The sequence below is a fragment of the Brenneria populi genome (genome assembly GCF_036016195.1).
Taxonomy (GTDB): domain Bacteria; phylum Pseudomonadota; class Gammaproteobacteria; order Enterobacterales; family Enterobacteriaceae; genus Brenneria; species Brenneria populi.
The window spans coordinates 64833-89492 of sequence record NZ_JAYWTM010000004.1; the positions used below are offsets into that span (position 1 = coordinate 64833).

The window sequence follows — 24660 nt, forward strand, 5'->3', positions numbered from 1 at the left end:
CGTTAACGGCGCAACGCGGGAATGTCGATCCAGCGGCGTTCGCGCCAGCTTTGCAGCGCAAGCTCGACCAACTGCACGCCCTTCGCCCCCTCCAGCAAATTCCATTTGAAGTCGCCCTCGCCCCATACGTGCCGCAGGAACAGCTCCCATTGCACTTTAAAGGCGTTGTCGTAGGCCTGATTTTCAGGCATCGGCGTCCAGTCCCGATAGAAGTCGTGAGTTTGGCGCACGTCCGGATTCCACACCGGTTTGGGCGTATTGACGCGGGCTTGGGTGAGGCAATCGGTCAGACCGGCGACGGCGGAACCGTTAACGCCATCGACCTGAAAAGTCACCAGATCGTCACGCCGCACGCGCACGCACCATGAGCTGTTGATTTGCACCACGGCGCCATTGTGCAGTTCAAAGGTGGCATAGGCGGCGTCATCGGCCGTTGCCGCATAGGGCTGGCCGTTTTCATCCCAGCGTTGCGGAATATGCGTCGCGCCGAAGCAGCTCAGGCTTTTTATTTCGCCGAAAAGATTGTCGATGACGTAACGCCAGTGGCAAATCATATCCAGAATGATGCCGCCGCCATCCTGCCGGCGGTAATTCCAGGAAGGACGTTGCGCCGGCTGCAGCTCGCCTTCAAACACCCAGTAGCCGAATTCGCCGCGCACGGACAGCACCTTGCCGAAAAAGCCGGATTGATTGAGCATTTGCAGTTTCTGCAGGCCGGGCAGCCAGAGCTTGTCCTGAACGACGCCGTGTTTCACCCCGCGCGCTTCCGCGCAACGATAAAGATCGAGCGCTTCTTCCAGGCTGACCGCCACGGGTTTCTCGCTGTAGATATGCTTCCCGGCGGCGATCGCCTGTTTTAATAGCGCCGGGCGCGCCTGCGTGGTGGCTGCGTCAAAAAAGATGCTGTCCTGCGGATTGCCGAGTGCCTGCGCCAGATCGGTGCTCCAGCGTTCGATCTGATACTCGCGGGCCAGCGCGGCGATTTTCTCTTCATTGCGTCCCACCAAAATAGGATCGGGCATCAGCCGATCGCCGTTCGCCAACGCCACGCCGCCCTGACGGCGGATGGCGACGATGGAACGAATCAGATGCTGATTTTTGCCCATGCGGCCGGTCACGCCATGCATAATGATGCCAATCGAGTGTGTTGCCATTGATGATTTCCCCCGGTGCCGCTTTGGCACTCGTTACCTGTCGTTTTTATTAAAAATGAGGAATATTCAGCCCGCCGTCGACATGGATGATTTGCCCGACGGTAAAGGGCAGCCGCCCCGCCGCCAGGGTTTGCACCACCTCGGCGACATCCTGCGTTTCTCCCCAGCGCTTCATCGGCACCAGTCCATCGGCGATCAGCCGATCGTATTTAGGCTTCACCACGCGGGTCATATCGGTATTGATAATGCCGGGACGCACCTCATAAACGCCGATCCCCTCTTCGGCCAGGCGCAGAGCGAAAAGCTGGGTGACCATACTGGCCGCCGCCTTGGAGATACAGTATTCGGCGCGGCTGATGGAGAGGATCGAAGCGCTGCACGAGGTGATATTGATAATGCTGCGCCGATAACCGTTCAGTTCGCCCTGGCGCAACATGATGCGCGCGGCGCGCTGGCTGAGAAAAAACATCGCCTGCGCGTTGATATCCAGACAGTGCTGGTAGTTTTCGGCGCTGACGTCCAGCAGATCGCCGCGCTGTTTAGCGGCGGTGCCGGCGTTATTGACCAGACAGTCCAAACGTCCCCAGCGCGCGAGAATAGAGTCCAGCATCGGTTGGTGTTGTTCGAGATCCGCCACGTTGCCGGGGCAGGCGATCGCTTGCGCGCCATACTCGCCGAGCAGATCGACCAACTCCTGCTGGCGCGACAGGCCGTCAGGGGTATCCCGTCCGTTAATCGCAACATTGAATCCCTGTTTAGCCAGTTCAATGGCGCACTGTCTGCCAATGCCCCGCGTTGAGCCGGTGATCAGCGCCACGGGACGAGTTGTTGTCGTCATATGATCTCCATTTTTATATTATTCAATATATTACAATAAACCAACCGTTTGGTTACTTATAATTCTAGAGCCAGTTCGGGGACAAAAAAATGATCCAACTCGCATAATCAACCGTATGGTTGATAATTTTTTGAACAGAGTCACGATAACGTTCATGGCGCGGATCCCGGGGTTTTAGGCTGAGGACGCGGCGGGCGTGCCGCCAAACTTAACGCCGCCCATTGTTATTACAGACGGGCGCTATGGTAGGATGAGGCGCGTCGCCGGCGGTTTTCGGCGGCGAAAAATACCTTTGATCAAGACGTTGAGGTGGCGGAGTGGCAAAAGAAACACAATCTAAACGTAAACGTGACCCGGCGCTGACCCAGGCGAGGATCCTTGCCGCCGCAAGCAAGGAGTTTGCGGAAAAAGGATTTGACGGCGCCCGCGTTGAGCAAATCGCCAGTCTGGCGGATATCAATAAACAGCTTATCTATCATTACTTTAATAATAAAGACGAGCTGTTCACCCGGGTGTTGGAAGACGCCTACCGGGGGATCCGCAAGGAAGAGGCGGCATTGCGGCTGGATCACTTACCGGCGGATCAGGCGATTTTGCAACTGGTGGATTTCACCTGGCACTACTATCTGGAACACCCTGAGTTTATTCGGCTGCTGAGTAGCGAAAATCAGCAAAAGGCCCGTCATTTGAAGGCGTCGCGCAATATCGACGATATCAATATCAGTTGGCAGGGGATCTCAAAGTCGCTGATCGAACGCGGGGAGCGCGAAGGAACCGTGAAAGCGGGGCTGGACGCCATGCAGTTGAACATCTCGATTTCCGCGCTCGGTTTTTTCTATCTGATAAACTGCTCCACGCTCTCCATCGTCTACCAGCAGGATCTTACCGAGGCGCAGGCGCTGGATAAGCGGCTGGCCGCCATGCGCGATACCATCGCCTGTTGGATACGCCCGGTTAAATAAAGGCAACGCAGTATGGCCGGCAGCGGTAAATCCGTTGCCATTCATCCCCCTCCCGGCCTCCCCTTTGCCAGGGGGAGGAGTATTAAACGCCGGCTTTCCTCCCTCTTCTGTGCTGTCTCTGATACACAAATCTAGGGACTCTGACGGGGGTTGGCCGTTACCCGGCGTAAAAAATTATGCTGAGGAAGTGAAAGGCTCCCGAATGAACCGCAAGGATGCGGTTCAAGCCAGTGCCGCGTCGGGAACGCGTCACTGGCGGTTCGGTAAGAGCGTTCCACTTCCGAAGGCACCGCGTAGCGGCATAATTTAGCCGGAAGCCTGGGTTCGTAGGGGGGTGGCGTTTGAACCACCCTGCGTCGGGCGCGTGCTACGACGTAGCAGGGAAATGGCGGCTTTATCGCGCACGAAACTGTCTCTGAGTCTGCATAAGAATGTGACTAAGAGACAGCTTCTGTGAAGGGTTGGCGTGGCGACCGTTTATCATCAGGCGAAAAACCTTCACACAATCCGCTTACTGAATCTCCACCCACAGCGGATAGTGATCGGATCCCTGAGCGTCGGTATCCGCCCAGCAGCGGCGCACCCGTCGGCCCAGCGTCGGCGTCAGCAGGCAGTGATCGATGCGCCCTCCGACGTTCGGGTGCGTCACCCCGCTCTCTTCCGGCTGCCCGGCGGCGACCCAGGCGTCCATCAGGCCGTTATGGCGGATCAGGCGGCCGTGTTCCGGCGATAGCGGCCCGATCAGGCGGTCATACTCCCGGCTGCCCGGCAGAAAATTCAGATCGCCCATCAGGATCATCTCCGCCGGCATCGGCGGCATGTCCCCTTCCGTCCAGCCGGCGCGCGGATCGGGATGGCCGCCGCACCAGGCGCCGCCCTCGTCCGGCGCCTGCGCGAAAATCGCCAGCAGCGCCTCCACCTGCGGCAGACGCGTTTGCGCGCACAGGTGGCTCAGGTGGGTATTGTACACGCGCAACGCCGACGCGCCGGTATCGATCACCGCTTCCAGCACCCCTTGCTGAATAGAGTGCTGGGTCAAAGCGCCGAACTTCGGCAGCGGGAAATTGCGGCTGGAGATAATCGGCCGGCGGGAGAGCGTCAGCGTACCGAACTGGCGGCGGCGATTATGCACCCGTCCGTCGGCCTCCACGGCGCTGGCGTCCATATCCAGATTGGCGCCGTATACCCAGTAATAGTTTTTCAGCAACGCCGCCAGCTCGGCGGCTTCGTCCCGGGCGCCGGAGCGCTGCCAGAAGCGCTCGACCTCCTGCATGCAGATAATATCCGCGTCCCGCACCTCATCGGCGATGCGCGCCAAATCGTAACGGCCGTCGCGGCCGAGCCCGTACTGAATGTTATAACTGACAATAAGCATAATGGATCATCCGTAGCTAAAGAGCATTGGCCTGCCATCGGGCAGGAGATTGTTCGGAAGAGAGAGAAGAGAGAAAAGAAACGCTCACGCCGGACAGGCGATTACCGCCGGCGTCGAAAAGCAGCAGCGTCTCCAGGGGCAGCGATACGCCGACCGACGCGCCGGCGCCGTATTGCGCCACCGCCCCGGCGACCAGCGCCTGCAGCGATCCCAGCGGCGTACGCAGGCGATAGAGAATTTCTCGCCCCATCGGCTCCACCTGTTCGATAACCCCGTCCAGAACGCCGCCGCCCGTCGGAGTCAGCGTAGTATCCTCCGGCCGGACGCCGAGCGTCAGCGCGCCGCGGTAAGGCTGCGACAGCCGGAGGCGGCACTCGCCCACCTGCGCCGCGTCGCCGTGCGCCGCGCCCGGCAGCAGCGTAATCGGCGGCGAACCGATAAAGCCGGCGACGAAGGTGTTGGCCGGCTGGCGATACAGCGCGTCCGGCGCGCCGATCTGCTCTACCCGGCCCTGGTTCATGCAGATAATACGGCTGGCCATGGTCATGGCTTCGATTTGGTCGTGCGTCACCATCAGCGTGGTGGCGCCGCTGCGGGCGTGAATCGCTTTCAGCTCCGCCCGCATGGCCATCCGCAGCGTGGCGTCCAGATTGGAGAGCGGCTCATCCAGCAGCAGCAGCGACGGCCGCTTCACCAACGCCCGCGCCAGCGCCACCCGCTGCTGCTGCCCGCCGGATAGCTGCGCCGGTTTGCGATCCAGCAATTCATCCACCCGCACCAGCGCCGCCGCCTCGCGGATTTGCCGATCGGCCTGCCGGCGTTCGACGGATTTAAAGCGCAGCGGGAAAGCGATGTTGTCGTAGACGTTAAGGTGCGGGTAAAGCGCGTAGGACTGGAAGACCACGCCGACGTTACGATCGCGGGCATCGACGCCGTTGACCGACTGGCCGTCGAACAGAATGCGTCCCTGCGTCGGCGCGTATAGCCCAGCCAGCAGAAACAGCGTGGTGGATTTGCCGCAGCCCGACGGGCCGAGGATCGCCACAAATTCGCCGTCGGCGATAGTCAGATCGACCGGGTGCAGCACCTGCGCGTCGCCCCAGGCTTTCGCCACGCGTTCAAGAACAATTTCCGCCATGATTTAACCCTTGATTCCACCGACGCTCATTTGCGTCAGATATTTTTGCGTAAACAGATACAGCACGATCACCGGAAGGATGTAGATAACGCCAACGGCGGCGATCAGGCTGGAATCCGCGCCCATGCTGTCCTGCGATGTCCAGAACAGATACAGGCTCATCGTCATTCTGTTGCTGTCGATCAGCAGGGTGCGCACGAAGATGTACTCCTCCCATCCGCGCAGAAAGGCGAAGGTGGCGATGGCAATCACGCCGCCGGTAACCTGCGGCAGCACCACCAGACGAAACGCCTGAAAGCGGCTGGCGCCGTCGGTAATGGCGCTCATTTCGATATTCCAGGAGACGCCGTCGAAAAATCCTTTCATCACAAAGATGGCGAACGGCAGTTCCAGCGCGCACATCACCAGCATCACGCCGAGCAGGCTGTTGAGCATCCCCATCCAGTAAATCTGGATGAAAATGGCCACCGTCAGCGCCATCACCGGGAAGGCATGCAGCAGCAGCAGCGTTTTCAGCACGCCCTCGCGGCGCCGAAACCCTAGACGGGACAAGGCGTAAGCCGCCGGCACCGCCAGCAGCGTCACCAGCAGTGTATGCCCGGCGGCGAACAGAAAGGAGTTGCCCAGCGCGGCCCAGATCGACGGCAGCGTATCGCTTCTCGCCCCGGCGGCCTGTACGTCCGGGTTCCATAAAAAGCGGTAGTTGTGCAGGGTGAGCTGCGGCGCTACCAGCAGCGACAGCAGCAGCAGCGCCATCAGCCCCACCATCCAGCGCAAACGCACGCCGTGGGTCTCATTGCGCACCCGGCAGGCAATGGCGATCAGCAGCGCGAACGCTACCCCCGCGATGCCCAGCACCCGCCACAGTACGTGGAACTCGGCGCCGCCCGCGCGGTCGGTGAGCGAAATCACCAGCAGCCACAGATACGGCACGATGATCGGAATGGAAACCAGCGTCAGACAGGCGATCACGCCGGTCGTAAAACCGATCCGGTTCCTGCGGGAGCGCGCGGCCCGGCGCGCCCAGTCAACGCCGACAACATCGGTCATCGCAACACCTCAATACGCGGCGGGGCAAACTGATCCCGCATGTTCATCATTCGCCATTGCAGCAGCGTCAGCAGCACGCCGAACAGCATCAGCCCCAGCGCCAGCATGGCGCCGTACCCGTACGCCCCGGACTCAAAGGCGCGCCGATAGATATACAGCGCGTAGGTGGTGGTGTCGTATACCGGCCCGCCGCCGGTGAGCAGCAGGATATATTCGTAGGTCACCATCAGCGACAGCGCCTGATACATGGCGATAAAGCGCGCCGGACCGACGATGGCCGGCAGCACCACGTGGCGGATGACCGACCACTCTCCGGCGCCGTCCACGCGCGCGGCGTGCCAGAGATGTTCGGGAATGGCGCGAATGGTCGACGTCAGGATCACCATGGCGAAAGAGGCGCCCACCAGACCGTTGGCGAGCACAATCAGCATCATCGGGCGATCGTTGCGGATATTCAGCGGCGGCAGCCCCATCAGGTTGACCACGACCTGGTTAAGCAGGCCGTGCGTCGACGGATCCACCACCCATATCCACAGCAGCGCATACAGCACCGAGGGCGAAATGCGCGGCAGAAACCAGATGCCGCGAAACAGCGCGCCCAAACGCGCGGGAATCGCGGTGGTGGCGATCGCCAGCGCTATCCCCAATCCCAGGTTGAATAGCAGCAGCGTCGAGCAGACATACACCAGCGTGGTCATCAGAATGGTCGGCACCCGTTTGTCGGACACCAGCAGCCGCACCAGATTGTCGGCGCTAAAGCGGGCTATCTCCAGGTTGCTGCCCATATCGCTGAAGGCAATCACCAGGTTAAGCAGAATCGGCGCGATGAAAAACACCGCCAGCACCGAGATGGCCGGCGCCATATAGCGCAAAGGCTGCGCGCCGGCTGACGGCTTGGGAGAAATAACGGACATAACATAACCCTGTGGTATAACCGGGAAATCAGCGCTTCCCGGTATGCTATCAATGAAGACTATCGACGATTTCCACATCCTTGCCCAACTGCATATCCAGCTCATCGGCGATAAATTCGACCGCCTGCGCCGGCGTCATCCGTTTGGTTTCCACCGCCTGCAATCCTTTGAACAGCACCCGGTTGTAATCGCCGAACCGCGCGTGATTAGGCACAAAGGTCAGGTTCTTCATCATCTTGCCGGCTTCGGCCAGCGACCAGTTATCCGTATATTGCGGCATGGCGGTCTGCGCGTGGCTGATGGCGGTATGATAGGAGGTCACATCGTGGCGGTTGTTGTAATAAGGCAGGCTGGCGATCGCCACCAGCTGCGCCGCCAGCTCGCGATTTTTGCTCTTGTTGCTGATAACGTGCACGATGGGGTGGGAAAGGTTGGCCGGTTTACCGCCTTTAACCGCCGCCGGCGCCGGAAGCCAGCCGATTTTATGGCTATAGCCCGCCTTATCGGCAGGCCAGGCGGGCGCGAAATTATCATTAACCTGCCAGGCCAGCGCCCAGATTCCCTGATGGAAGATAAAGGCCCTTTCCTGTTTGAAACTGGCCTGGATGGTATCCCAGCTCATCGAGGTATTATCGGTTGGCGTTACCCCTTCGCTGACGTTGCGGGCATACCAGTTCAGCGCGTTTTCAATCTCTTTTTTCGCCAGCAGCAGCTTGCCGCTTTTCTCGTCCATAAACTTCGCGCCGAACGATGAGAAGACCATCAGATAATCAATGCCGACGTTCGGCCGGTGCAGCATGCCGATCTGCGCGGCGCCGCCGTTTACCACCTCTTTTGACAGCGCGGTCAGATCGTTCAGGGTAAAATCGCCGCTCTCCACCCGCGCCGGCAGGCTTTCGATAAAGGCGTCGTCCTTGCCGATCTTGCGCAGCATATCTTTGTTGTAGAAAAACATGCGAATTTCGGCATCCTGCGGGATGCCGTAAACCTTGCCCTGATATTTGGCGGCGTCCCACAGCGCGGGCAGGATATCGCCATACACCCACGGATTGGCCTTAATCTGTGCGTCCATCTGCATGGCGTAGCCATTACGGGCGAACTCGCCGATCCACTCGTGGGGCAGCAGCACAATGTCCGGCCCCTGATTCACCGCAAAGGCTTTCATGGTATCGAGCGCCAGATCGTCCCAGCCCTGTACCGCGCTGGCATGGGCATCGACGACAATTTTCTTGTCTACCCCCGCCGCGGCGAACTGCCGGTTCATCACTTCCGCCGCATCCTCCAGATTCGCGGTGCGCATCGGGGCATTGCGGTCATTCAGGGTCCAGAGTTTCAGTTTGATCGTTTCGGCCAGCGCGCTATGAGCCGCCATACTTAGCGCGATAGCCGCGGATAGAGACAACAATGAAAGTTTACGCATAGCTACGATCCTGTTACTTATTAGGTTAGGGTTGACGAATTAATTAAGTAGCTTAATTATATTGCAGACAGATGACGCCGCCGGGATATCAGGAGAAATCGATCGACCATGGATAAACGCGAACTCACCGCGACTCACCGTAAGCTGCTGGCGCTATTACGCCGGTCGGGCGGCCTCTCCCGCCTCTCGCTCGCCGCCGCCAGCGGGCTGACCACCGCCGCCGTCAGCATGATGACGCGGGACATGCTCAATTTAGGAATTCTGGAAGAGAGCGACAGAGAGCAGGGCCGGCGCGGACCGCCGCAGATCAATCTGCGGGTGGTCGCCGGAACCGGCTACGTGCTGGGAATCTATGCGGAATACGATCTGATCTGCCTGCTGCTGATGGACTACGCCGGACGCTGCGCAGCGGAAAAGACGCTGCGCGGCGATTTTCGTTGCGTATCGACGGTGGTGGAAACCCTTTGCGAAGCCGTCGCCGCGCTGATGGCGCAACAGCGTATCCCGCGGGAAAAAATGCTGGCCGTCAATCTGGCGCTGCCCGCCCGTTTTGACGGCGGCGCGCTGCCGGTGTGGATGGCCCCCGGGCTGATCGCCTGGCGAGGCGTGGATATCGCCAGCCGGCTGAGCGCGCGGCTGGGCTGCTCGGTGCAGGTGGAGAACGACGCCAACTGCGCCGCCGTCGGCGAGTCGAATTTCGGCGAAGCGGAGCGGCACGACAACTTTTTTTATCTGTACATCGGCAAAGGGATCGGCGGCGCGCTGGTGCTCAACGGCGAATTGTACGGCGGCCGACACGGCAATGCCGGGGAGATCGGCGCGCTACGCCCGCGCCCCCTGTCCCGCCCTTCGTTTGACGATTTGCAGGATTGCCTGCGGGCGGCCGGCGTCGCGATCCCGCCATCGCCGGACGACGCGCGCTGGGAAAATTTGACGAACATGCCGGCAGGCGGCGATTGGATCGCGCGCGCGGCGGGCGAACTGTTCGACCTGATTCACACGGTAACCGCCCTGCTCGACCCGCCGTGCGTCTATCTCGGCGGCACCCTGCCGCTGCCGTTTATGAGCCGGTTGAAAAGCGCGCTGGAGCTCGTATGGCCGCAGCACAACAGCGAGGCGTCGTTAATACTGCCGCCGCTGAAAATTTCCGCCATCCCGGCGCAAAATAGCGCCGCGTTCGGCGCCGCGGCGCTGGCGCTCAGGCAACGCTGAATTCGCCGCATCCGCGGCGATAGGCGCGGCGCGCGGCGGATTACGGCTTTACGCGCTCCGCGCGCGCCATCGCATAGGCGCGATTACGCCGCCTGCGACGAGGAAGCCGCCCAGGCTCTGAGTTCACGCCAGCGCTCATCGCGGGCGGCGGCCAGCGCGCTCAGCAGGTCGGGATCCAGCGACTTAAATCGGCCCTGCCCGGCGAAGTAGCTTTCCAACGGCGCGAAACGGCTGGGATTGCGGTTAATGGTCAGTCTCCCCTGCTGATATTCCAGCAGCGGCCACAGCCCGGTATCCACCACGCTTTTCCCCAGCGCGATGGTGCTGTCGCTGGCGCATCCCCAGCCGGTGGGACAAGGGGCGAACACATGCAGAAACGCCGGGCCGTCGACGCACGCCGCCTTCTCCAGCTTTTTCAACAGATCGGACGGTTGCCCCACGCTAGCGGTGGCGGCATAGGGAACATGGTGAGCGGCGGCGATTTGCAGCAGATCTTTTTTGACGTTGAGGCGATAAGGTTTGAAACCGGTCGGCGACGTGGTGGTCTTGGCTCCCCAGGGGGTGGCGCCGCTTTTCTGGATGCCGGTATTCATATAGGCTTCGTTGTCGTAGCAAATATAGATAATACGCTCCTGGCGATCGAACGCCCCGGAGAGGGATTGCAGACCGATATCCGCCGTCGCGCCGTCGCCGGCGAACCCCACCACCGGGATATCGCTAACGCCTTTGGCGCGCAACGCCGCCGCCAGCCCCGAGAGGACGGCGCCCGTCGCCGCGAACGGCGCGATCATGGCGTTCACGCCCACCGCCATTTGCGGATAGATAAAGCCGACCGCCGACATGCAGCCCGCCGGGATAACCACATGCGTTTTCGGCCCGAACACTTTCAGCGCCAGGCGCACCACCAGGCTGCCGCCGCAGCCCGCGCAGGCTTTATGACCGATGAAATACTCTTCCGACGGCAGATTTTTAATCGATATGGACACGGCTATCCTCCCGGTTAGCAGGAATCGTGGACGACGTCGGATCTGATGACGACGGGTTAATGCCGAGAAAACGCAGATCCGGCGCCGCGGCGCCGCGGGCCGGCGAGTCTGACAACGCGCCGTATAGCCGCGCCACATCCTCCAGCCCGATCTCCTGCCCGCCGAGTCCGGCGATCTGGTTGATCAGATAAGGCAGGCGGGCGCCGGTGACGCTGGCGTGATCGAACAGCGCGGCCTTGACCTCCAGCGCCACCGCTCCCTGCTGCCCGAAGGAGATATCTTTTTCCAGCACCGCGACGGCCCGCGCCGCCCGGGCGCGATGAGCGCCGAACAGCGCATTGAGCAGCGCCGCCTGCGGAAAAGGACGCAAATAGCGTATGCGCAGCATCCCCACCGCCTCGCCGCGCGCGCGCAGCGCATCGACGGCGGCGCGCACCGTGCCGGCCACGCTGCCGAGCGTAATCACCACCCGTTCGGCGTCATCCAGGCGGTAGCTTTCGACGACGCCGTCCGTCAGCCCCTCTTCGCCGCGGCCGAAATGAGACTGAAAACGCCGGCTGACGGCGGCGATTTCGCCCAGCGCGCCGCGCATCGCCTGATGCTGCAGATATTTGAACTCGGTATACTCCCCCGGCCCGGCGGTAATCGCCAGACTCTGCGGATGCGCAAGGCTGAAGGTTCCCGGCGTGCCCTCGGCAAAAAAGCGCGGCCCGAGAAACGCATCCACCCGCGCCTGGTCCGGCAGGCGCACCGCCTCATAGGTATGGGTCAGCACAAAGCCGTCCAGATTGATCAGCACCGGCGTGCGCACCGCAGGGTGTTCGGCCAGCGCGTAGGCCTGAACGATCAGGTCCAGACTCTCCTGCGCCGTTTCGGCGTAAACCTGGATCCAGCCGCTGGAGAGCTGGGAAAGAGAGTCGCTTTGATCGCCATAGATATTCCACGGCAGCGCCAGCGCCCGGTTGGCGTTCATCATCACCAGCGGGAAACGCCCTCCGGCGCTGTAGGGCAGGCACTCGGCCATATACAGCAGCCCCTGGGAAGAGGTAGCGGTAAAGGTGCGCGCCCCCATCGCGGCGCTGCCCATCACCAGCGAAAGCGCCGAGTGTTCCGACTCCACATGGACGAATTCGGCGTCGAGCTCCTCCGTTTCCACCATTTCCGCCAGACGTTCCACCACCACGGTTTGCGGCGTGATGGGATAGGCGGCGATCACCGCGGGCCGGCATAAACGCACGCCGTGGGCGACGGCCTCGTTGCCCGACAGAAACAGGCGTTCACCGCCGTCCGCCGGCAAATGCTGGCCGCGGGCTAAAGATGGCTTCATATCGCTTCTCCCGCGGCGGCAGGGTGTGAAAAATTAATCATGATGCCGTATCTCCTCAGACAACGGTTCGAATTCGCTCACCATCCTGATGGCGTCCTTGGGACATTCGCGCGCGCAGATGCCGCAGCCCTTGCACCATTCAGCCAGCAGACGCGGATAGTTATCGCGGGTATTCGCCAGCGCCCCGTCCGGGCAAAGCAGCACGCACAGGTTGCAGCAAATACAGGCGCTATCTTCAATCGTCGGCCGCGAGGTGCGCCAGCCGCTGTTTTCCGTCACCAGATAGCCGGAGGTGAGCTGGGGCGCGGCGGGCCACTGCCGTAAAGCGGGCTGCTGATGAGGCCGCCGCCGACAGGGCCCCTGCAAGACGACCGGCAGCGGATCCTGGCTGCGCCCGCCCCGGCGCGCGCGCCGGGGACGTTCGCAGGCGAGTTCGTCCGCCGACGCCGCGCCGGCGGCGTTTTTTGCATCCTGACGTCCGTCGGCATCACGCATGCGTCGCCTCCTGAATCGCCGCCGAGCGATGATGGGCCGCCAGCCACTCCGCCAGCGGGCCGGCGATGTTTTTTTCCGTTTGGGCGAATCGGGCGGCGGCGGCGAACGCCGCCAGATTGCGGCGCGCCCGTTCCGGCAACGGCGCCGGATGGCGCCAGAGCGGGGCGAACTCGGAAATAATGGCGTTCTCCAGCGCGTCGGGCGGGAGCAAAGAGAGCAGCCCATTGAGTATGCCAAGAAAAACGGTATTGGTATGCCGGCCGCCCAAGTGCCGTTCAGCCAGCTCGCCCGCCGGGGCGCGCCACTCCAGCCCCTGGGCCAGCGGTTGAATACCCTGCCGACGCTTGCCATCAACCAGGATGAGCGCCCCGGCGCAAAGCCGATCGGCGCGCAGCTGCGGCAGCAGGGTGTCGTCCATCACCACCGCCACCTGGGCCTGACGCACCGGGCTGCGATCGCGGATAGGCCGGCGCGATAGCCGCGTATAGGCGAAAACCGGCGCGCCCCGGCGTTCGGGGCCGAAAGAGGGAAAGGCCATCGCCTCAAGATCGGCGAAGCGCACCGCGCCCAGCCCCAGCAACCGGGCCGCGGTGAAAGCCCCCTGGCCTCCCCGGCCCAGCCAAAGAATATCAAGCATATTTATACCTACGCCTCATGCGGCGTTTCGTAAGTGAAAACTAAAGCGCGCAGGCGCTGCGCGTATCGATAACGCGTTTGGCCTTATGGGTGTGACGCGGCAGGGTTTCCGGCGCCAGCAGCAGAACCCGCTTGGGGCGTACGCCCAGCCGGGTTTTAATCTCCTGGTGCAGACGCGCCTCCAGCAGGCTGTCGCCTTCGTCGCTATGAGTATTGCGCTCGACCTCAAGATCAAAGCGCGTCAGGTGCCCCTCTTCATACAGCGTGATGCGGTATTCGCCATTCAGCTCCGGCGCGGCGCGTACGATCGCTTCCAGATCGCCGGGGAAAACATTCACCCCGGAGACGATAAACATATCGTCTTTGCGCCCGGTGACGGTGATGCGCACATGGGTGCGGCCGCAGGCGCAGGGCGAATGGTCGGCGATGATAATATCGCCGGTGCGAAAGCGGATCATCGGGCGCGCCTGCTTGGTCAGCGTGGTCAGCACCATCTCTCCCGGCTGGCCGTCCGCGACCGGCTCGTCGGTAACCGGATCCAGCACTTCCAGCAGAATATCGTCCTCGGCCAGATGCAGGCCGTTCTTCTCTTCGCAGGAGCCGGCGCAGGCGCCGTAAATATCGGAGATGCCGTAAAAATCATAAACCTGAACGCCCCAGCGCGCTTCGATGGCCTGCCGGGTCTCCGGAATAGAGCCGCCGGGCTCGCCGCAGACGATAATGCGCTTCAGCGCCAGATCGCGCTGCGGATCGAGCCCCTGGGCAACCGCCGTTTCGCCCAAATGCCAAGCATAGGAAGGCGTGGTCCAGGTGATGGTGGGGCGGAAGGTTTTCATAATGTACAGCAGGCGATCGGATGGAATGGTGCCGGCCCAGAAACAGAGCGCCCCCAGCTTCTGCGCGCCAATCACGTCCGGCCCGCCGACGAACAGCGTGAAGTTGAGCGCATGTACATAGCGGTCGTCCGGACGCATGCCTACCGCCCAAAAAAGCCGGGCCTGAATATCCTGATAGCGTTCGAAATCGTCGGCGCTGAACGGACTCAGCGTCGGTACGCCGGTGCTGCCCGACGAGGCGGAGACAAACACCACCTGTTCTTCGGGGATCGCCAGCATATCCCCCAGCAGGGGGGCGGCGTCCTGCCGTTCCCGTTCAATCTGTTTATTGATAAACGGATAACGGCGCAGATCGTCGAGCCGATGTAACTCTTCAGGATGTACGCCCGCCCGCTCGAACGCTTCCCGATAGTAAGGAGAGTGCTGATAAGCATGGGTTAGCGTGGTTTTTAACCGTTGCAGTTGCAGCGCTTCAAGCGCCTGACGCGGCAGTATTTCCGCCTCATCCCAATAACGCCGATAGCCTGTTGTTGTGCTCGTCATGACATGCCCTTATTGCTGCGCCAGTTTCTTTTGTAGCCAAAGCGGTTTCTGGAAGTCGCGGAAGATATATTTAGGGTCCTGAATCGCCGCGGCGAATTCCGGCGACTCAATGGCCGCTTTAATATCGGCGACGAAGGGTTTGTTCAAATCGTCGGTGCGAACCGCCACCAGGTTCTTTAGATCTTCATCGAGCTTTTCAAGCGCAATGGCGTCCGAGAGCTTGAGGCCGGAGGCAATGGCGAAGTTGCCGTTCACCAGCGAGGCGGCGGAACTCTCCAGCGTTCTGGGCAACTGCGCCGCTTCCAGCGGTTTGAGCGCCAGCCCCTTCGGGTTGCCGCCGATATCCCTTTCCGTGGCTTTCGTCGCGTCGATATCTCCTTTCAGGGTGATGAGCCCCAGGCTGGCGAGAAAACGCAGCCCGCGCGCCAGATTGGTCGGATCGTTCGACAGCGTCACGACATCGCCGCGCTTAAGCTCATCCAGGCTTTTAATTTTCCTGGAATAGATCCCCAGTCCGGCGGTGGGAACATTAATCAGCGGCGACAGTTTCAGCCCCTTATCGGCGGAGAATTTCCGCAGATAGGGAAGATGCTGAAACAAATTGGCGTCGATGCTGCCGTTGGCCAGCGCCAGATTCGGCTGCACATAATCGCTGAATTCCGTGATCTTCACCTGATAGCCTTTCCGCTCAAGCTCGGGCTTAACTGCGTATTTAATCATGTCGCTATAAGGCCCGGGCGCCACGCCGAATACAATCGTCTGCGCCTGCGCCGAATAAGGCTGCGCCCAGATAGCGCCGATTAATAAGGACAAAACAAAATATAAATATCTGCGGTACTTTCCTGAAATCATCTTATTAAATCCCATGCTAAATTAATTCCCGGTCATCAGGCATCAATAAACAGTCAATATACTCGTCATACTTCAGGCTGCAGGGGCGTTGGCCGGGTTATTCGGCCTAATGGCCTCGCCCCTTCGGCGCAAGCGCTGTGCAAAAACTCTTTAGCGTTTTTGTCCTGCAGTTCGAATTATTTAGAGTGTAAAACGCTACCAATAATGAAGATTGAAAATAAATTAAATAATCAACTATCATTATATGAAAAACAGAATTAAATACTTTTGTTTCTCCTTTGTTAAAAAACATCCGTTTTTATCATTTTATTAAACCTCCTCTGCCAGTTTGATTATCAGATGATAAAACCCTATAGCGAATAAAAGGTTACCCGTCGCTATCATTTTCTGTTTTCTTTTTCATTTGAGAATGAATATTGTTACGCGCTTTATAAATTGATCGGCATCATATTTTCAATTACAGAGAACGCCAATAAAGTTAATTTAAATGGTTCATCCCACGCCGACTATTTCCGACTGACGGGAATCATCAGCAATAAAAATGCTAATGCGTTATTAAATAGCGTAAATTGAGGTCGTTGATTCCCGATTAATAATCGACGCGGAAGCGCGGCGCCTCGGGACGGATTTTGACATCCACGCCGGGCACTTCCGCCGGGGCGTAATGGGTCTCCAAATCGCGAATCAGCGCCAGATACCGATCCGCCGCCTTGCTCAGTATTTTGCGCCCCTTTTCGGCGCTGGCGGTCAGAATATCTTCGGTTCTTCCCAGCCCGCCGAGGCTTTTATGGCCCGCGGCGGGAATCGGAATCCAGGTGGCGATATCCATCACGCCGAACGTCTCCGTCTCATCCTGGGTGACGGAGCGCTTGAGCAAATTACGATCGAGCAGCGGCTTCAACTCATGCCCCTGAACGGTATCCAGTTTCACCAGGTCGGGCCGGACGAACAGCACGTTGCTGGTCTCCTCTTCGCCGGCGTGATAGAACGGCGTAGTCAACTCCTCGCGCAGCGTTTGCGCCGCCAGTTCCCAATAGGTGGCGCCGCCGATAAAGATCGGTTTGCCTTCTCTGCGTAGCTCGGTGGCCACTTCATGGGCAATAACCTGAAAATTCGGCTCCTGACCGTGCGCCTGAACGAGAATAATTTTGCGAAAACCGGTGGCCCACAGCCCGCGGACGATATCCTTAATCAGCGCATGCATGGTGGCGTGGCCGATGGCCAGCGTACCGGGAATCGGATCGCCATTGACATCGTAATGGAACGTCGGCGAAGCGCCGGCTCTTATCGGCGTCGGCAGCAATGCCGGCAGCCCGGTTTTGCGGCTTAATTCCGCCGCGATCCATTCGGCGGTAAAAGTATCCGTTCCCAGCGGTAAGTGAGTGCCGTGCGCCTCGGTCGTCGCCACCGGAAGAATAATGATTCCGCGCGTTTCGGCGCTTGCAACCGCCTGATCCAATGAAAGCTCGTCAAAATGAATAGCTTCTGCCATAAAATTACACCTCGGTTATATATCAATAATATTTATTCAATATACCCAAAATAATTCGAGCTGCAGGAGGCGGCCTCTGGTGAGAAACAGGATTAAATGCGGCCAACGCGCCTGCAGCTTAAAGTATCACGGGTATAAATCATCCATGCCGGATTGCGTCGCACTTATTATTTCCCGCAAACCTCAATAACTATGCAGATACTTTGCCAAAAACATAAATAACAATCTTTCATGACGTAATGAGAAAAATAATTTTTGATTTTAATATGCGAAAAAATCAAACGCCGGCCGTTTACAATAAACTTGATCGCCGGCGATATTAAAAAAACACACCGCCAACGATAAATTGATTAACATCATATTTGGGTGAAAGGCTGTTTTTATAATTTATGACCCGGCCCGCCGCGAATATAAATCGATGAAAAGATATAACCCGTACGCTCCTATCGTTGAGCGCGGAATCCCATTGTTCCTGACGGCCCGGCGGACCCTCGGCGCCGGCCTTATAAAAATCACATATCGATGTTCATGTTTACATGGCATAAAGTTATAGAAAAAAACGACGATAACTATCCGGCAACACCTCATATGGTTATTTTTTAAAGGGAATGAAATGTTTAATCGTATAAAAGTCGTTACCGGATTGATTGTAGTGCTATCGCTATTCTTCACATTGCAATTAGCGTCAGGCGGGTTGTTCTTTAACGCGCTAACCAACAGTAAGGCGTCGTTTAGCGCTTCGCAGCGGATTAATCAGCAAAAAGCGGAACTGGATGCGGCCTGGTCATTACTGCTGCAAACCCGAATCACCCTGAACCGGGCGGGCACGCGGGCGGTGCTGGAAGTCAACGGTTCGGGCGCCAGGGCGGACTCCAGCGGCCTGCTCGCCTCGGCCAAAACCACGCTGGATGAAGCCAACGACCGCTTTCTCCGCTATGAAAAAACGGCCGGCGGCGCCGGCCAGGATCCGGCGCTCGTCAGCGAGGTAAAAAAACACTATCTTGCCTATCGCGCCGCGCTCGCCGAACTGATTCAATTTCTCTCCGCCAACGACATCCAGAAATTTCTCGATCAGCCGACCCAGGGTTTTCAGAACAACCTTGAAAAGGCCTACCGCGCCTATCAAAGCGATATCGCGCAGCTCTATCAGCATATCAACGACCAAAACGACAGCAACTATCGGCTCTCGCTGTGGACGCTGGGCGTGGCGATAACGCTTATCGCGCTGCTGTCGCTGCTGGCGTGGTTCGGCAGCAAAAGTTTGCTGATCCGCCCGTTGAACAGCGTGGTTGACTATATCCGCCAGATCGCCACCGGCAATCTGGCCTATACGCTGAACGTCCACGGCAGAAATGAGATGGGCGCGCTGGCGGATAACCTGCGCCATATGCAGCATGAACTGATCAAGCTGGTGAGCGAAGTGCGCGATAGCGCGGAATCCATCCTGACCGGCGCCACGGAGATCAGCGAAGGCAACAACGACCTCTCTTCCCGTACCGAACAACAGGCGTCGTCGCTGGAAGAAACCGCCGCCAGCATGGAACAGTTGACCGCCACGGTGAAGCAGAACGCGGAAAACGCGCGCCAGGCCAGCCAGCTGGCGCTGAGCGCATCGGAAAGCGCGCAGAAAGGCGGCGAGGTGGTGAGCAACGTGGTGTTGACCATGCGCGATATCGCCGGCAGTTCGCAGAAAATCGCCGATATTATCACGGTGATAGACAGCATCGCCTTTCAGACCAACATCCTGGCGCTGAACGCGGCGGTGGAAGCCGCCCGCGCGGGGGAACAGGGCCGGGGATTCGCCGTGGTGGCGGGCGAAGTGCGCAATCTGGCGCAGCGCAGCGCGCAGGCGGCCAAAGAGATCAAGTCCCTGATCGACGACTCCGTCAGCCGCGTAGGTGAAGGCTCCTCGCTGGTGGAAAACGCCGGGGAAACCATGACGGAGATCGTCTCCGGCGTCACGCGCGTAACCGATATTATGGGCGAAATCGCCTCCGCGTCCGACGAACAGAGTAAAGGCATCGCCCAGGTGGGCGTGGCGGTCAGCGAGATGGACAGCGTCACCCAGCAGAACGCCGCGCTGGTGGAGCAGTCGGCCGCCGCCGCCATGGCGCTGGAAGAGCAGGTGCGTACATTGAACCGGGCCGTCTCGGCGTTTCGTCTGACCGACAGGCAGCAGCCCGCCGCGCGTCCGGCCGCGGAAAGACGCCCAACGGAAAATACGGCGCTACTGACGCATAGGGATAAAGCCGGCGCCCATTCCGCCTCGGCCAAATCCTCCGGCGACGACAATAACTGGGAAACATTTTAAAGCGCCGCGTAACGCCCCGCCGCTAAGGCGGGGCTCTCCCCTCCTCGCCCCAATCGCTACGCCACGGACACCCCATAACGCTCGCCGCACCGCGCCTGCGCCCGGCGAATGATATCGCCTGCCAGCGCGGGCGCCAGCCGCTGCTCCGCCGGGAAATACTCCCGGCCCAGCAGGCGGTATTTGTCGCTGCCTAAACGGTGGTAGGGCAAAATTTCGTAGCTGACCTGCGGCAGTGAAAGAATGAAATCGATAATCGGATTAATTTCGGCCCACGAGGCGTTAAACCCGGGAATAAGCGGCGTGCGGACATGGATCGGCAGACCGGGAAACTCACGGCGCAAACGCAATAAGTTATTCAGAATGCGGCGGTTGCCGCGCCGGGTAAACCGGCGGTGCAGGCTGTCGTTCAGGCTTTTAACATCGAAGTAAACGGCGTCGACACAGTCGGCGATCTGGCGCAGAATCCGCCAGCTGCCGTCGCCGCAGGTTTCCAGCAGCGTATCGATATTGCGTCTCTTCGCCTCCTGCAATAGCGCCAGCGCGAACGCCCCCTGCATCAGGGGTTCGCCGCCGCTCAGCGTTAATCCGCCGCCGGAGCGCTGATAAAAAATCGCGTCGGACTCCACGATATCCAGCACCCGATCAACCGTCATGCGTTCGCCGAAATGGTGTAAAGCCCGCGTCGGACAGTGGGGAGCACATTGCAGGCAGTGGGAGCAGCGCCCGCGGTCGATACGCACCGCGCCCCCGGGCGCATAGTCGAGCGCCGCCGCCCGGCACTGGCGCTCGCACAGGCCGCAGTCCGTTCGCCCCAGGCATTTTCGCGCATCGACGGCGATTTCCGGCCGGCCGTCTTGCGATTCAGGATTGCTGCACCACGCGCAGCGCAGCGGGCAGCCTTTTAAAAACACCACCGTACGGATCCCCTCCCCGTCGTGCAGGGAGTAACGCTGGGTATTGAACACCCAGCCGGCAAGCGCTTCGGCGCGAAGCGGCATCGGTTTATTCACCACGGCCCGACGGCCTCGCGCATGATGCTGCGCGTCTCCGTCTAGAAGATTTCATGCCCGGTTCTGGCAATCAGGTCATCCTGTAAATCCGGCGACAAATCGGTGAAATAGGCGCTGTAGCCCGCAATGCGCACGATCAGCCCGCGGTAACGTTCCGGATCGGCCTTCGCCGCCAGCAGGGTTTCCCGGTTAATCACGTTGAACTGTACGTGCCACAATTTCAGATCGCACCAGGCCCTGATTAAATCGCACAGCTTACGGGTTCCCGTCTCCCCGGCGACAATGGACGGCGTGAACTTAATATTCAGCAATCGCGCCGCCCGCTCGCGGAATTGATAGTTTTTGCTCTGATAATTTGACAGCAGCACCGCCGTCGGCCCGCGGGCGTCGCATCCCTGGGATGCCGAGGAGCCGTCCGACAGCGGCATCCACGCCTTACGGCCGTTCGGCGTGGCGTGAACCACCTTGCCGAACGGCACATGGGAGGTGAACGGCACCAGCCGAAGATCGAGATGTACGCCAAGCGTTTGCGAATATTTACGCGTGAACTCCAGGCAGGCCTTATCCAGCGCTTTGCCGATGTCGTCGGCATAGGGATCGTTATTGCCGTATTTAGGCGCATTCATCAGCAGCGCGCGCAGCACCGGCTGCCGCTCAAAATTATTTTCCAGCGCCGCCAGCAGCTCGGTCATTGAGATACGCCGCTCTTCGTAGACCAGTTTTTTAATCGCCGCCAGCGAATCAATCACCGTCCCGTAGCCCATAAACTCGAAGTAGCCTAAGTCGATGCCGCCCTCAATCACCGGCTGATGAATATCTTTGCAGGCCTCCATGGCTAAATCATGCAGCGCCGTCCCTAACGGCCAGGCAAAATGTTTGGCCCGCAAATCAATAATGATCTTTTGCTGGATAAAGGCGTGGCGCAGAAAATTGATATGCTGGCGCAGATAAGCCTGCCAAAAATCCTCCCATGAGGAAAAACTCAGCGGATCGCCGGTTTCCAGCCCGAGCCGTTCCATGCCGTAGCGCTTCATCCGTCCGTTATAGAGCGTCATTTCCAGCGCGGCGGGAAAGTTGATATAGGCGCAGGGGCTGGTATAGGTATCGCGGTTAGGCATGCGGCATTCGGCGCAGCCGGAAACCGCGTAGTCATAGGCCTGGGAAAACTCCGCCCCTTTGGAGAGCAGTAAGGGAACCACCTCTTCATCATTGATTAACTTAGGAAAGCCGGTGCCCTCCTTAATCGTCAGCGCAATATCGTGCAGAAAGCGCGCCGGCGTGCGGTTGTGAATGCGAGCGGCCAGATCGGGATAGTGCAGGGGAAACTCCCGTTTGGAGCGTAAAAACAGGTGCGACAGGGCGTTGGTGGCGTCCATTCCCTCCGGCGTCTGCCCGCCGATCGTCACCGCCTCCCAGTGCGCGTAGCCCTCGTTGAAGGCGCCGCCGGTCGGCGAGATATAGAGATCGACGAACTGCGCCATAGCGACCCATACGCAGGAGAGCCACTCCAGCGCCTGCTCATCATTCAGCACTCCCCGCTCGATATCCCGCTGATAATAAGGGTAAAGATACTGATCCATCCGGCCATTGGAAATAATGGTGCCGGTTTTCTGCTCCAGGCGGGAAAAGAGCTGGGTAAACCACTGCGCCTGCAGCGCATCGCGGAAATCCCGCGCCGGCTGCTCCGGCACCCGCTCGCAGCGGTCGGCAATCTCCAGCAGCTCCCGGCGCCGCCGCGGGTCGCTCTCTTTCTCGGCCAGCTCGGCGGCCAGCCGCGCATGACGCTTCGCCCACAGCACGATGGCGTCGGCGGCGATAACGACCGCCTGCAGGAACGGCGCTTTCTCCACACTCTCAACCGGATTCAACGGATCCAACAGCGCCAAACGCCGCTCGGCGTCCTGGCGGATGCCTTTAAATCCCCGCCGCAGCACCTTTTCGTAATCATGCACCCATTGAATGGATGAGCGAAAAGAGGAGGTTTCATTAACGATAAAGCGCGAAGTCTGCCGGTCTGTGGGGTCGTACGTCAGGCGCAGGGTCTCTTCCGGCAGCGCCTGCGATAGACTCTCATGATAGGTTTTACCCCGCCAGTACGGGGAGATCTCCTCGCGGATCACCGCGCGCTCCCGCTCGTCTATGGTAAACGGCGACGCCTGCCGGGAGGGAAGCTGGCCGATGGCCGCGTCAAGAAAATCGCCGTCCAGTTCGGGATACAAAATGCCATAGCGCCCCGGCTTGCCGGCGCGGCCGACGATAAGCTGTTCATCGTCGATATAAACCGTGATCTTCTGCGCGATGTGATACATCGCCTTGGCCCAGCGCAGGAGCAGCGGCTGCCCTTCCGTCGCGCGCATCGACTCGGTGAAATAGCGGGCGCGCTCGACGTCGATGCCGGGTTTGCCCTGCTGGATTTCAGCCAAGATCTTATCCGTTCTGCGCGACCGCCCGGCCTGCGCAACCTCGGCGGACTGCAGAAGGCGCGACTCCTGCGGGCTTAATACCGGCGTGTCCTGACTCATTGGCGCGCCTCGCTATACTGACGGCCGCTATCCGCGCCATTCTCGGCACTCGCCTCATGCCGGTTAAAAATATGCTCCAGCACTTCCTGTTCCAGCGCCGCCAGACGGGGCGTTCCCCGGTGACGCGGTCGGGGCAGATCGATGGTCAAATCCAGACCGATGCCCCCCTGTTCGATGAGGATCACCCGATCGGCGATGCCGACCGCTTCGCTGACGTCATGCGTCACCAGCAAAACGGTGAACCCCTGTTCCAGCCATAAGCGTTCGATAAGCTGCTGCATTTCAATGCGCGTCAGCGCGTCCAGCGCCCCAAGCGGCTCATCAAGCAGTAGCAGTCGCGGGCGGTGAATCAGCGCCCGCGCCAGCGCCACACGCTGTTTTTGCCCGCCGGACAACGCCGCCGGCCAGTCGTTCTCCCGGCCGGCGAGGCCCACGGCCTCCAGCGCGTCCCGCGCCTTGGGCTTCCAGTCGCCCGTCAGACCGATGCCGACGTTTTCAATCACTTTTTTCCAGGGAAGCAGTCTGGCATCCTGAAACATCAGACGGATATCCTGCTGAAATTGCTGCAACGGCTGATTTCCCGACAGCAGTTCGCCTGCGTTGGGTTTTTCCAGCCCGGCGAACAGACGCAGCAGGGTGCTTTTGCCGCAGCCGCTGCGCCCGACCACCGCGACAAACTGCCCGGCGGGGATCTGCAAATCCAGATTATCCAGCACCGCGCGCCGGTTGAAATGCTTGCCAAGGCGCCGCGTCGCCAGCGCAATACCCTGATTGACGGAATAGATGCGGGCGCTCATGCCTCACCTCCGGCGGATTGATAGGATGGATGCCAACGCAGCCAGCTGCGTTCCAATAGACGGGCGGCGACGTCCGCCAGTTTGCCCAGCACGGCGTACAGGATAATGGCCATCACCACGACATCGGTTTGCAGGAACTCACGGGCGTTCATCGCCAGATAGCCGATCCCGGCGCTGGCGGAAATGGTCTCCGCCACAATCAGCGTCAGCCACATCAGGCCGAGCGCAAAACGCACCCCGACCAGAATGGAGGGCAGCGCGCCGGGAAGAATAACCTGACGAAACAGCGAAAATCCGGAGAGTCCGTAATTGCGCGCCATCTCCACCAGCCCGGCGTCCACATGCCGCACTCCGTGGTAGGTATTCAGGTAAATAGGAAAGAAGGTGCCCAGCGCCACCAGAAAAATCTTGGCCGATTCATCAATCCCGAACCAGAGAATAACCAGCGGTATCAGCGCCAGATGCGGCACGTTGCGCACCATCTGAACCGTACTGTCGATCAGCAACGCGCCGAAGCGCGACAGCCCGGTAATCAACCCCAGCAGTAGGCCGATGGCGCCGCCGATGCCGAAGCCAACCGCCGCCCGCCAGCTGCTGATCGCCAGGTGTTGCCATAATTCGCCGCTGTAGGCCAGCGCCCAGCCGGCCTTGAGCACGGCGCCCGGCGCCGGCAGTATGCGGGTGGAAAGCCAGCCCGCCATCACCGCCGCCTGCCAGGAGATAATCAACAGCAGCGGAATCAGCCAGGGGATCAGCCGCGTCAGCGTCTGTTTAACCACGGTGTTCATCG

General features: G+C 59.9%; 21 protein-coding genes. 3 read left to right on the forward strand and 18 right to left on the reverse strand.

Annotation, left to right across the window (positions count from 1 at the left end):
* Positions 1–2 precede the first annotated feature (2 nt).
* Both VSX58_RS05040 and VSX58_RS05045 read right to left on the reverse strand, forming a co-directional pair.
* Positions 3–1154 carry a Gfo/Idh/MocA family protein gene (locus VSX58_RS05040; RefSeq protein WP_327617130.1) on the reverse strand — a complete coding sequence of 384 codons (1152 nt, stop codon included), beginning with the start codon at positions 1152–1154 and terminating at the stop codon, positions 3–5.
* 49 nt (positions 1155–1203) lie between these two features.
* The gene (locus tag VSX58_RS05045) at positions 1204–1992 is read right to left on the reverse strand and encodes a 3-ketoacyl-ACP reductase (RefSeq protein ID WP_327617131.1); all 789 of its coding nucleotides are present in this window, start codon (positions 1990–1992) and stop codon (positions 1204–1206) included.
* A 317-nt stretch (positions 1993–2309) separates the two neighbouring features.
* Here VSX58_RS05045 and VSX58_RS05050 point away from each other — a divergent pair, with 317 nt between their 5' ends.
* Entirely contained in the window at positions 2310–2954 is a 645-nt protein-coding gene (locus VSX58_RS05050) for a TetR/AcrR family transcriptional regulator (protein WP_327617132.1), read from the forward strand.
* A gap of 511 nt (positions 2955–3465) precedes the next feature.
* Here VSX58_RS05050 and VSX58_RS05055 read toward each other — a convergent pair.
* Genes VSX58_RS05055 through VSX58_RS05075 form a run of 5 tightly spaced genes read right to left on the reverse strand, consistent with a single transcriptional unit; the run spans position 3466 to position 8851 of the window.
* On the reverse strand, positions 3466–4329 hold the full coding sequence (locus VSX58_RS05055) for an endonuclease/exonuclease/phosphatase family protein (protein ID WP_327617133.1): 864 nt from the start codon (positions 4327–4329) through the stop codon (positions 3466–3468).
* A gap of 16 nt (positions 4330–4345) precedes the next feature.
* A complete protein-coding gene (locus tag VSX58_RS05060; protein ID WP_327617134.1) occupies positions 4346–5467 on the reverse strand; it encodes an ABC transporter ATP-binding protein in 1122 nt (373 codons plus the stop codon).
* Between the two features lie 3 nt (positions 5468–5470).
* Positions 5471–6517 (reverse strand): carbohydrate ABC transporter permease, encoded by a 1047-nt coding sequence (locus VSX58_RS05065; RefSeq protein WP_327617135.1) that lies wholly within the window; start codon positions 6515–6517, stop codon positions 5471–5473.
* Positions 6514–7431 (reverse strand): carbohydrate ABC transporter permease, encoded by a 918-nt coding sequence (locus VSX58_RS05070; RefSeq protein WP_327617136.1) that lies wholly within the window; start codon positions 7429–7431, stop codon positions 6514–6516. Before VSX58_RS05070 ends, VSX58_RS05065 begins: the two co-directional genes overlap by 4 nt.
* A gap of 49 nt (positions 7432–7480) precedes the next feature.
* Entirely contained in the window at positions 7481–8851 is a 1371-nt protein-coding gene (locus tag VSX58_RS05075) for an ABC transporter substrate-binding protein (protein ID WP_327617137.1), read from the reverse strand.
* A 108-nt stretch (positions 8852–8959) separates the two neighbouring features.
* On the opposite strand from VSX58_RS05075, the gene VSX58_RS05080 reads away from it, so the two are divergent.
* The gene (locus VSX58_RS05080) at positions 8960–10063 is read left to right on the forward strand and encodes an ROK family protein (protein ID WP_327617138.1); all 1104 of its coding nucleotides are present in this window, start codon (positions 8960–8962) and stop codon (positions 10061–10063) included.
* 83 nt (positions 10064–10146) lie between these two features.
* Here the strand turns inward: VSX58_RS05080 and VSX58_RS05085 are convergent, their stop codons facing one another.
* The 7 genes from VSX58_RS05085 to VSX58_RS05115 all read right to left on the reverse strand — a co-directional run bounded on the left by VSX58_RS05085 (position 10147) and on the right by VSX58_RS05115 (position 17230).
* Positions 10147–11049 carry a thiamine pyrophosphate-dependent enzyme gene (locus VSX58_RS05085; protein WP_327617140.1) on the reverse strand — a complete coding sequence of 301 codons (903 nt, stop codon included), beginning with the start codon at positions 11047–11049 and terminating at the stop codon, positions 10147–10149.
* Positions 11033–12376, reverse strand: a complete 1344-nt coding sequence (porA, locus tag VSX58_RS05090; RefSeq protein WP_327617141.1) for a pyruvate ferredoxin oxidoreductase — start codon at positions 12374–12376, stop codon at positions 11033–11035. Before porA ends, VSX58_RS05085 begins: the two co-directional genes overlap by 17 nt.
* Before the next feature lie 33 nt (positions 12377–12409).
* Positions 12410–12871, reverse strand: coding sequence for a 4Fe-4S dicluster-binding protein (locus VSX58_RS05095; RefSeq protein ID WP_327617143.1), 462 nt, complete (start codon positions 12869–12871; stop codon positions 12410–12412).
* A complete protein-coding gene (locus VSX58_RS05100; protein WP_327617144.1) occupies positions 12864–13508 on the reverse strand; it encodes a 2-oxoacid:acceptor oxidoreductase family protein in 645 nt (214 codons plus the stop codon). Before VSX58_RS05100 ends, VSX58_RS05095 begins: the two co-directional genes overlap by 8 nt.
* Before the next feature lie 40 nt (positions 13509–13548).
* On the reverse strand, positions 13549–14886 hold the full coding sequence (locus VSX58_RS05105; RefSeq protein ID WP_327617145.1) for a phenylacetate--CoA ligase family protein: 1338 nt from the start codon (positions 14884–14886) through the stop codon (positions 13549–13551).
* Between the two features lie 9 nt (positions 14887–14895).
* Positions 14896–15753, reverse strand: coding sequence for a MetQ/NlpA family ABC transporter substrate-binding protein (locus tag VSX58_RS05110; protein WP_327617146.1), 858 nt, complete (start codon positions 15751–15753; stop codon positions 14896–14898).
* 574 nt (positions 15754–16327) lie between these two features.
* Positions 16328–17230: a creatininase family protein gene (locus VSX58_RS05115; protein ID WP_327617147.1), complete on the reverse strand. Its 903-nt coding sequence runs from the start codon at positions 17228–17230 to the stop codon at positions 16328–16330.
* A 613-nt stretch (positions 17231–17843) separates the two neighbouring features.
* On the opposite strand from VSX58_RS05115, the gene VSX58_RS05120 reads away from it, so the two are divergent.
* Positions 17844–19541, forward strand: coding sequence for a methyl-accepting chemotaxis protein (locus tag VSX58_RS05120; protein ID WP_327617149.1), 1698 nt, complete (start codon positions 17844–17846; stop codon positions 19539–19541).
* A 56-nt stretch (positions 19542–19597) separates the two neighbouring features.
* On the opposite strand, the gene VSX58_RS05125 is transcribed toward VSX58_RS05120, so the two are convergent.
* Genes VSX58_RS05125 through ssuC form a run of 4 tightly spaced genes read right to left on the reverse strand, consistent with a single transcriptional unit; the run spans position 19598 to position 24658 of the window.
* On the reverse strand, positions 19598–20554 hold the full coding sequence (locus VSX58_RS05125; protein WP_327617150.1) for a glycyl-radical enzyme activating protein: 957 nt from the start codon (positions 20552–20554) through the stop codon (positions 19598–19600).
* 38 nt (positions 20555–20592) lie between these two features.
* Positions 20593–23073 (reverse strand): (2S)-3-sulfopropanediol dehydratase, encoded by a 2481-nt coding sequence (gene hpsG / locus VSX58_RS05130; RefSeq protein ID WP_327617151.1) that lies wholly within the window; start codon positions 23071–23073, stop codon positions 20593–20595.
* Complete coding sequence (gene ssuB / locus VSX58_RS05135) at positions 23070–23870, reverse strand: aliphatic sulfonates ABC transporter ATP-binding protein (RefSeq protein ID WP_327617153.1); 801 nt, start codon at positions 23868–23870, stop codon at positions 23070–23072. Before ssuB ends, hpsG begins: the two co-directional genes overlap by 4 nt.
* Entirely contained in the window at positions 23867–24658 is a 792-nt protein-coding gene (gene ssuC / locus VSX58_RS05140; protein WP_327617155.1) for an aliphatic sulfonate ABC transporter permease SsuC, read from the reverse strand. The genes ssuB and ssuC overlap by 4 nt, the downstream gene beginning before the upstream one ends.
* Positions 24659–24660 lie beyond the last annotated feature (2 nt).

Coding starts and splice junctions, on each gene's coding strand:
- VSX58_RS05040 (WP_327617130.1), bottom strand. CDS start 1,154: ATGGCAACACACTCGATTGGCATCATTATGCATGGCGTGACCGGCCGC.
- VSX58_RS05045 (WP_327617131.1), bottom strand. CDS start 1,992: ATGACGACAACAACTCGTCCCGTGGCGCTGATCACCGGCTCAACGCGG.
- VSX58_RS05055 (WP_327617133.1), bottom strand. CDS start 4,329: ATGCTTATTGTCAGTTATAACATTCAGTACGGGCTCGGCCGCGACGGC.
- VSX58_RS05060 (WP_327617134.1), bottom strand. CDS start 5,467: ATGGCGGAAATTGTTCTTGAACGCGTGGCGAAAGCCTGGGGCGACGCG.
- VSX58_RS05065 (WP_327617135.1), bottom strand. CDS start 6,517: ATGACCGATGTTGTCGGCGTTGACTGGGCGCGCCGGGCCGCGCGCTCC.
- VSX58_RS05070 (WP_327617136.1), bottom strand. CDS start 7,431: ATGTCCGTTATTTCTCCCAAGCCGTCAGCCGGCGCGCAGCCTTTGCGC.
- VSX58_RS05075 (WP_327617137.1), bottom strand. CDS start 8,851: ATGCGTAAACTTTCATTGTTGTCTCTATCCGCGGCTATCGCGCTAAGT.
- VSX58_RS05080 (WP_327617138.1), top strand. CDS start 8,960: ATGGATAAACGCGAACTCACCGCGACTCACCGTAAGCTGCTGGCGCTA.
- porA (WP_327617141.1), bottom strand. CDS start 12,376: ATGAAGCCATCTTTAGCCCGCGGCCAGCATTTGCCGGCGGACGGCGGT.
- VSX58_RS05095 (WP_327617143.1), bottom strand. CDS start 12,871: ATGCGTGATGCCGACGGACGTCAGGATGCAAAAAACGCCGCCGGCGCG.
- VSX58_RS05100 (WP_327617144.1), bottom strand. CDS start 13,508: ATGCTTGATATTCTTTGGCTGGGCCGGGGAGGCCAGGGGGCTTTCACC.
- VSX58_RS05105 (WP_327617145.1), bottom strand. CDS start 14,886: ATGACGAGCACAACAACAGGCTATCGGCGTTATTGGGATGAGGCGGAA.
- VSX58_RS05110 (WP_327617146.1), bottom strand. CDS start 15,753: ATGGGATTTAATAAGATGATTTCAGGAAAGTACCGCAGATATTTATAT.
- VSX58_RS05115 (WP_327617147.1), bottom strand. CDS start 17,230: ATGGCAGAAGCTATTCATTTTGACGAGCTTTCATTGGATCAGGCGGTT.
- VSX58_RS05120 (WP_327617149.1), top strand. CDS start 17,844: ATGTTTAATCGTATAAAAGTCGTTACCGGATTGATTGTAGTGCTATCG.
- hpsG (WP_327617151.1), bottom strand. CDS start 23,073: ATGAGTCAGGACACGCCGGTATTAAGCCCGCAGGAGTCGCGCCTTCTG.
- ssuB (WP_327617153.1), bottom strand. CDS start 23,870: ATGAGCGCCCGCATCTATTCCGTCAATCAGGGTATTGCGCTGGCGACG.
- ssuC (WP_327617155.1), bottom strand. CDS start 24,658: ATGAACACCGTGGTTAAACAGACGCTGACGCGGCTGATCCCCTGGCTG.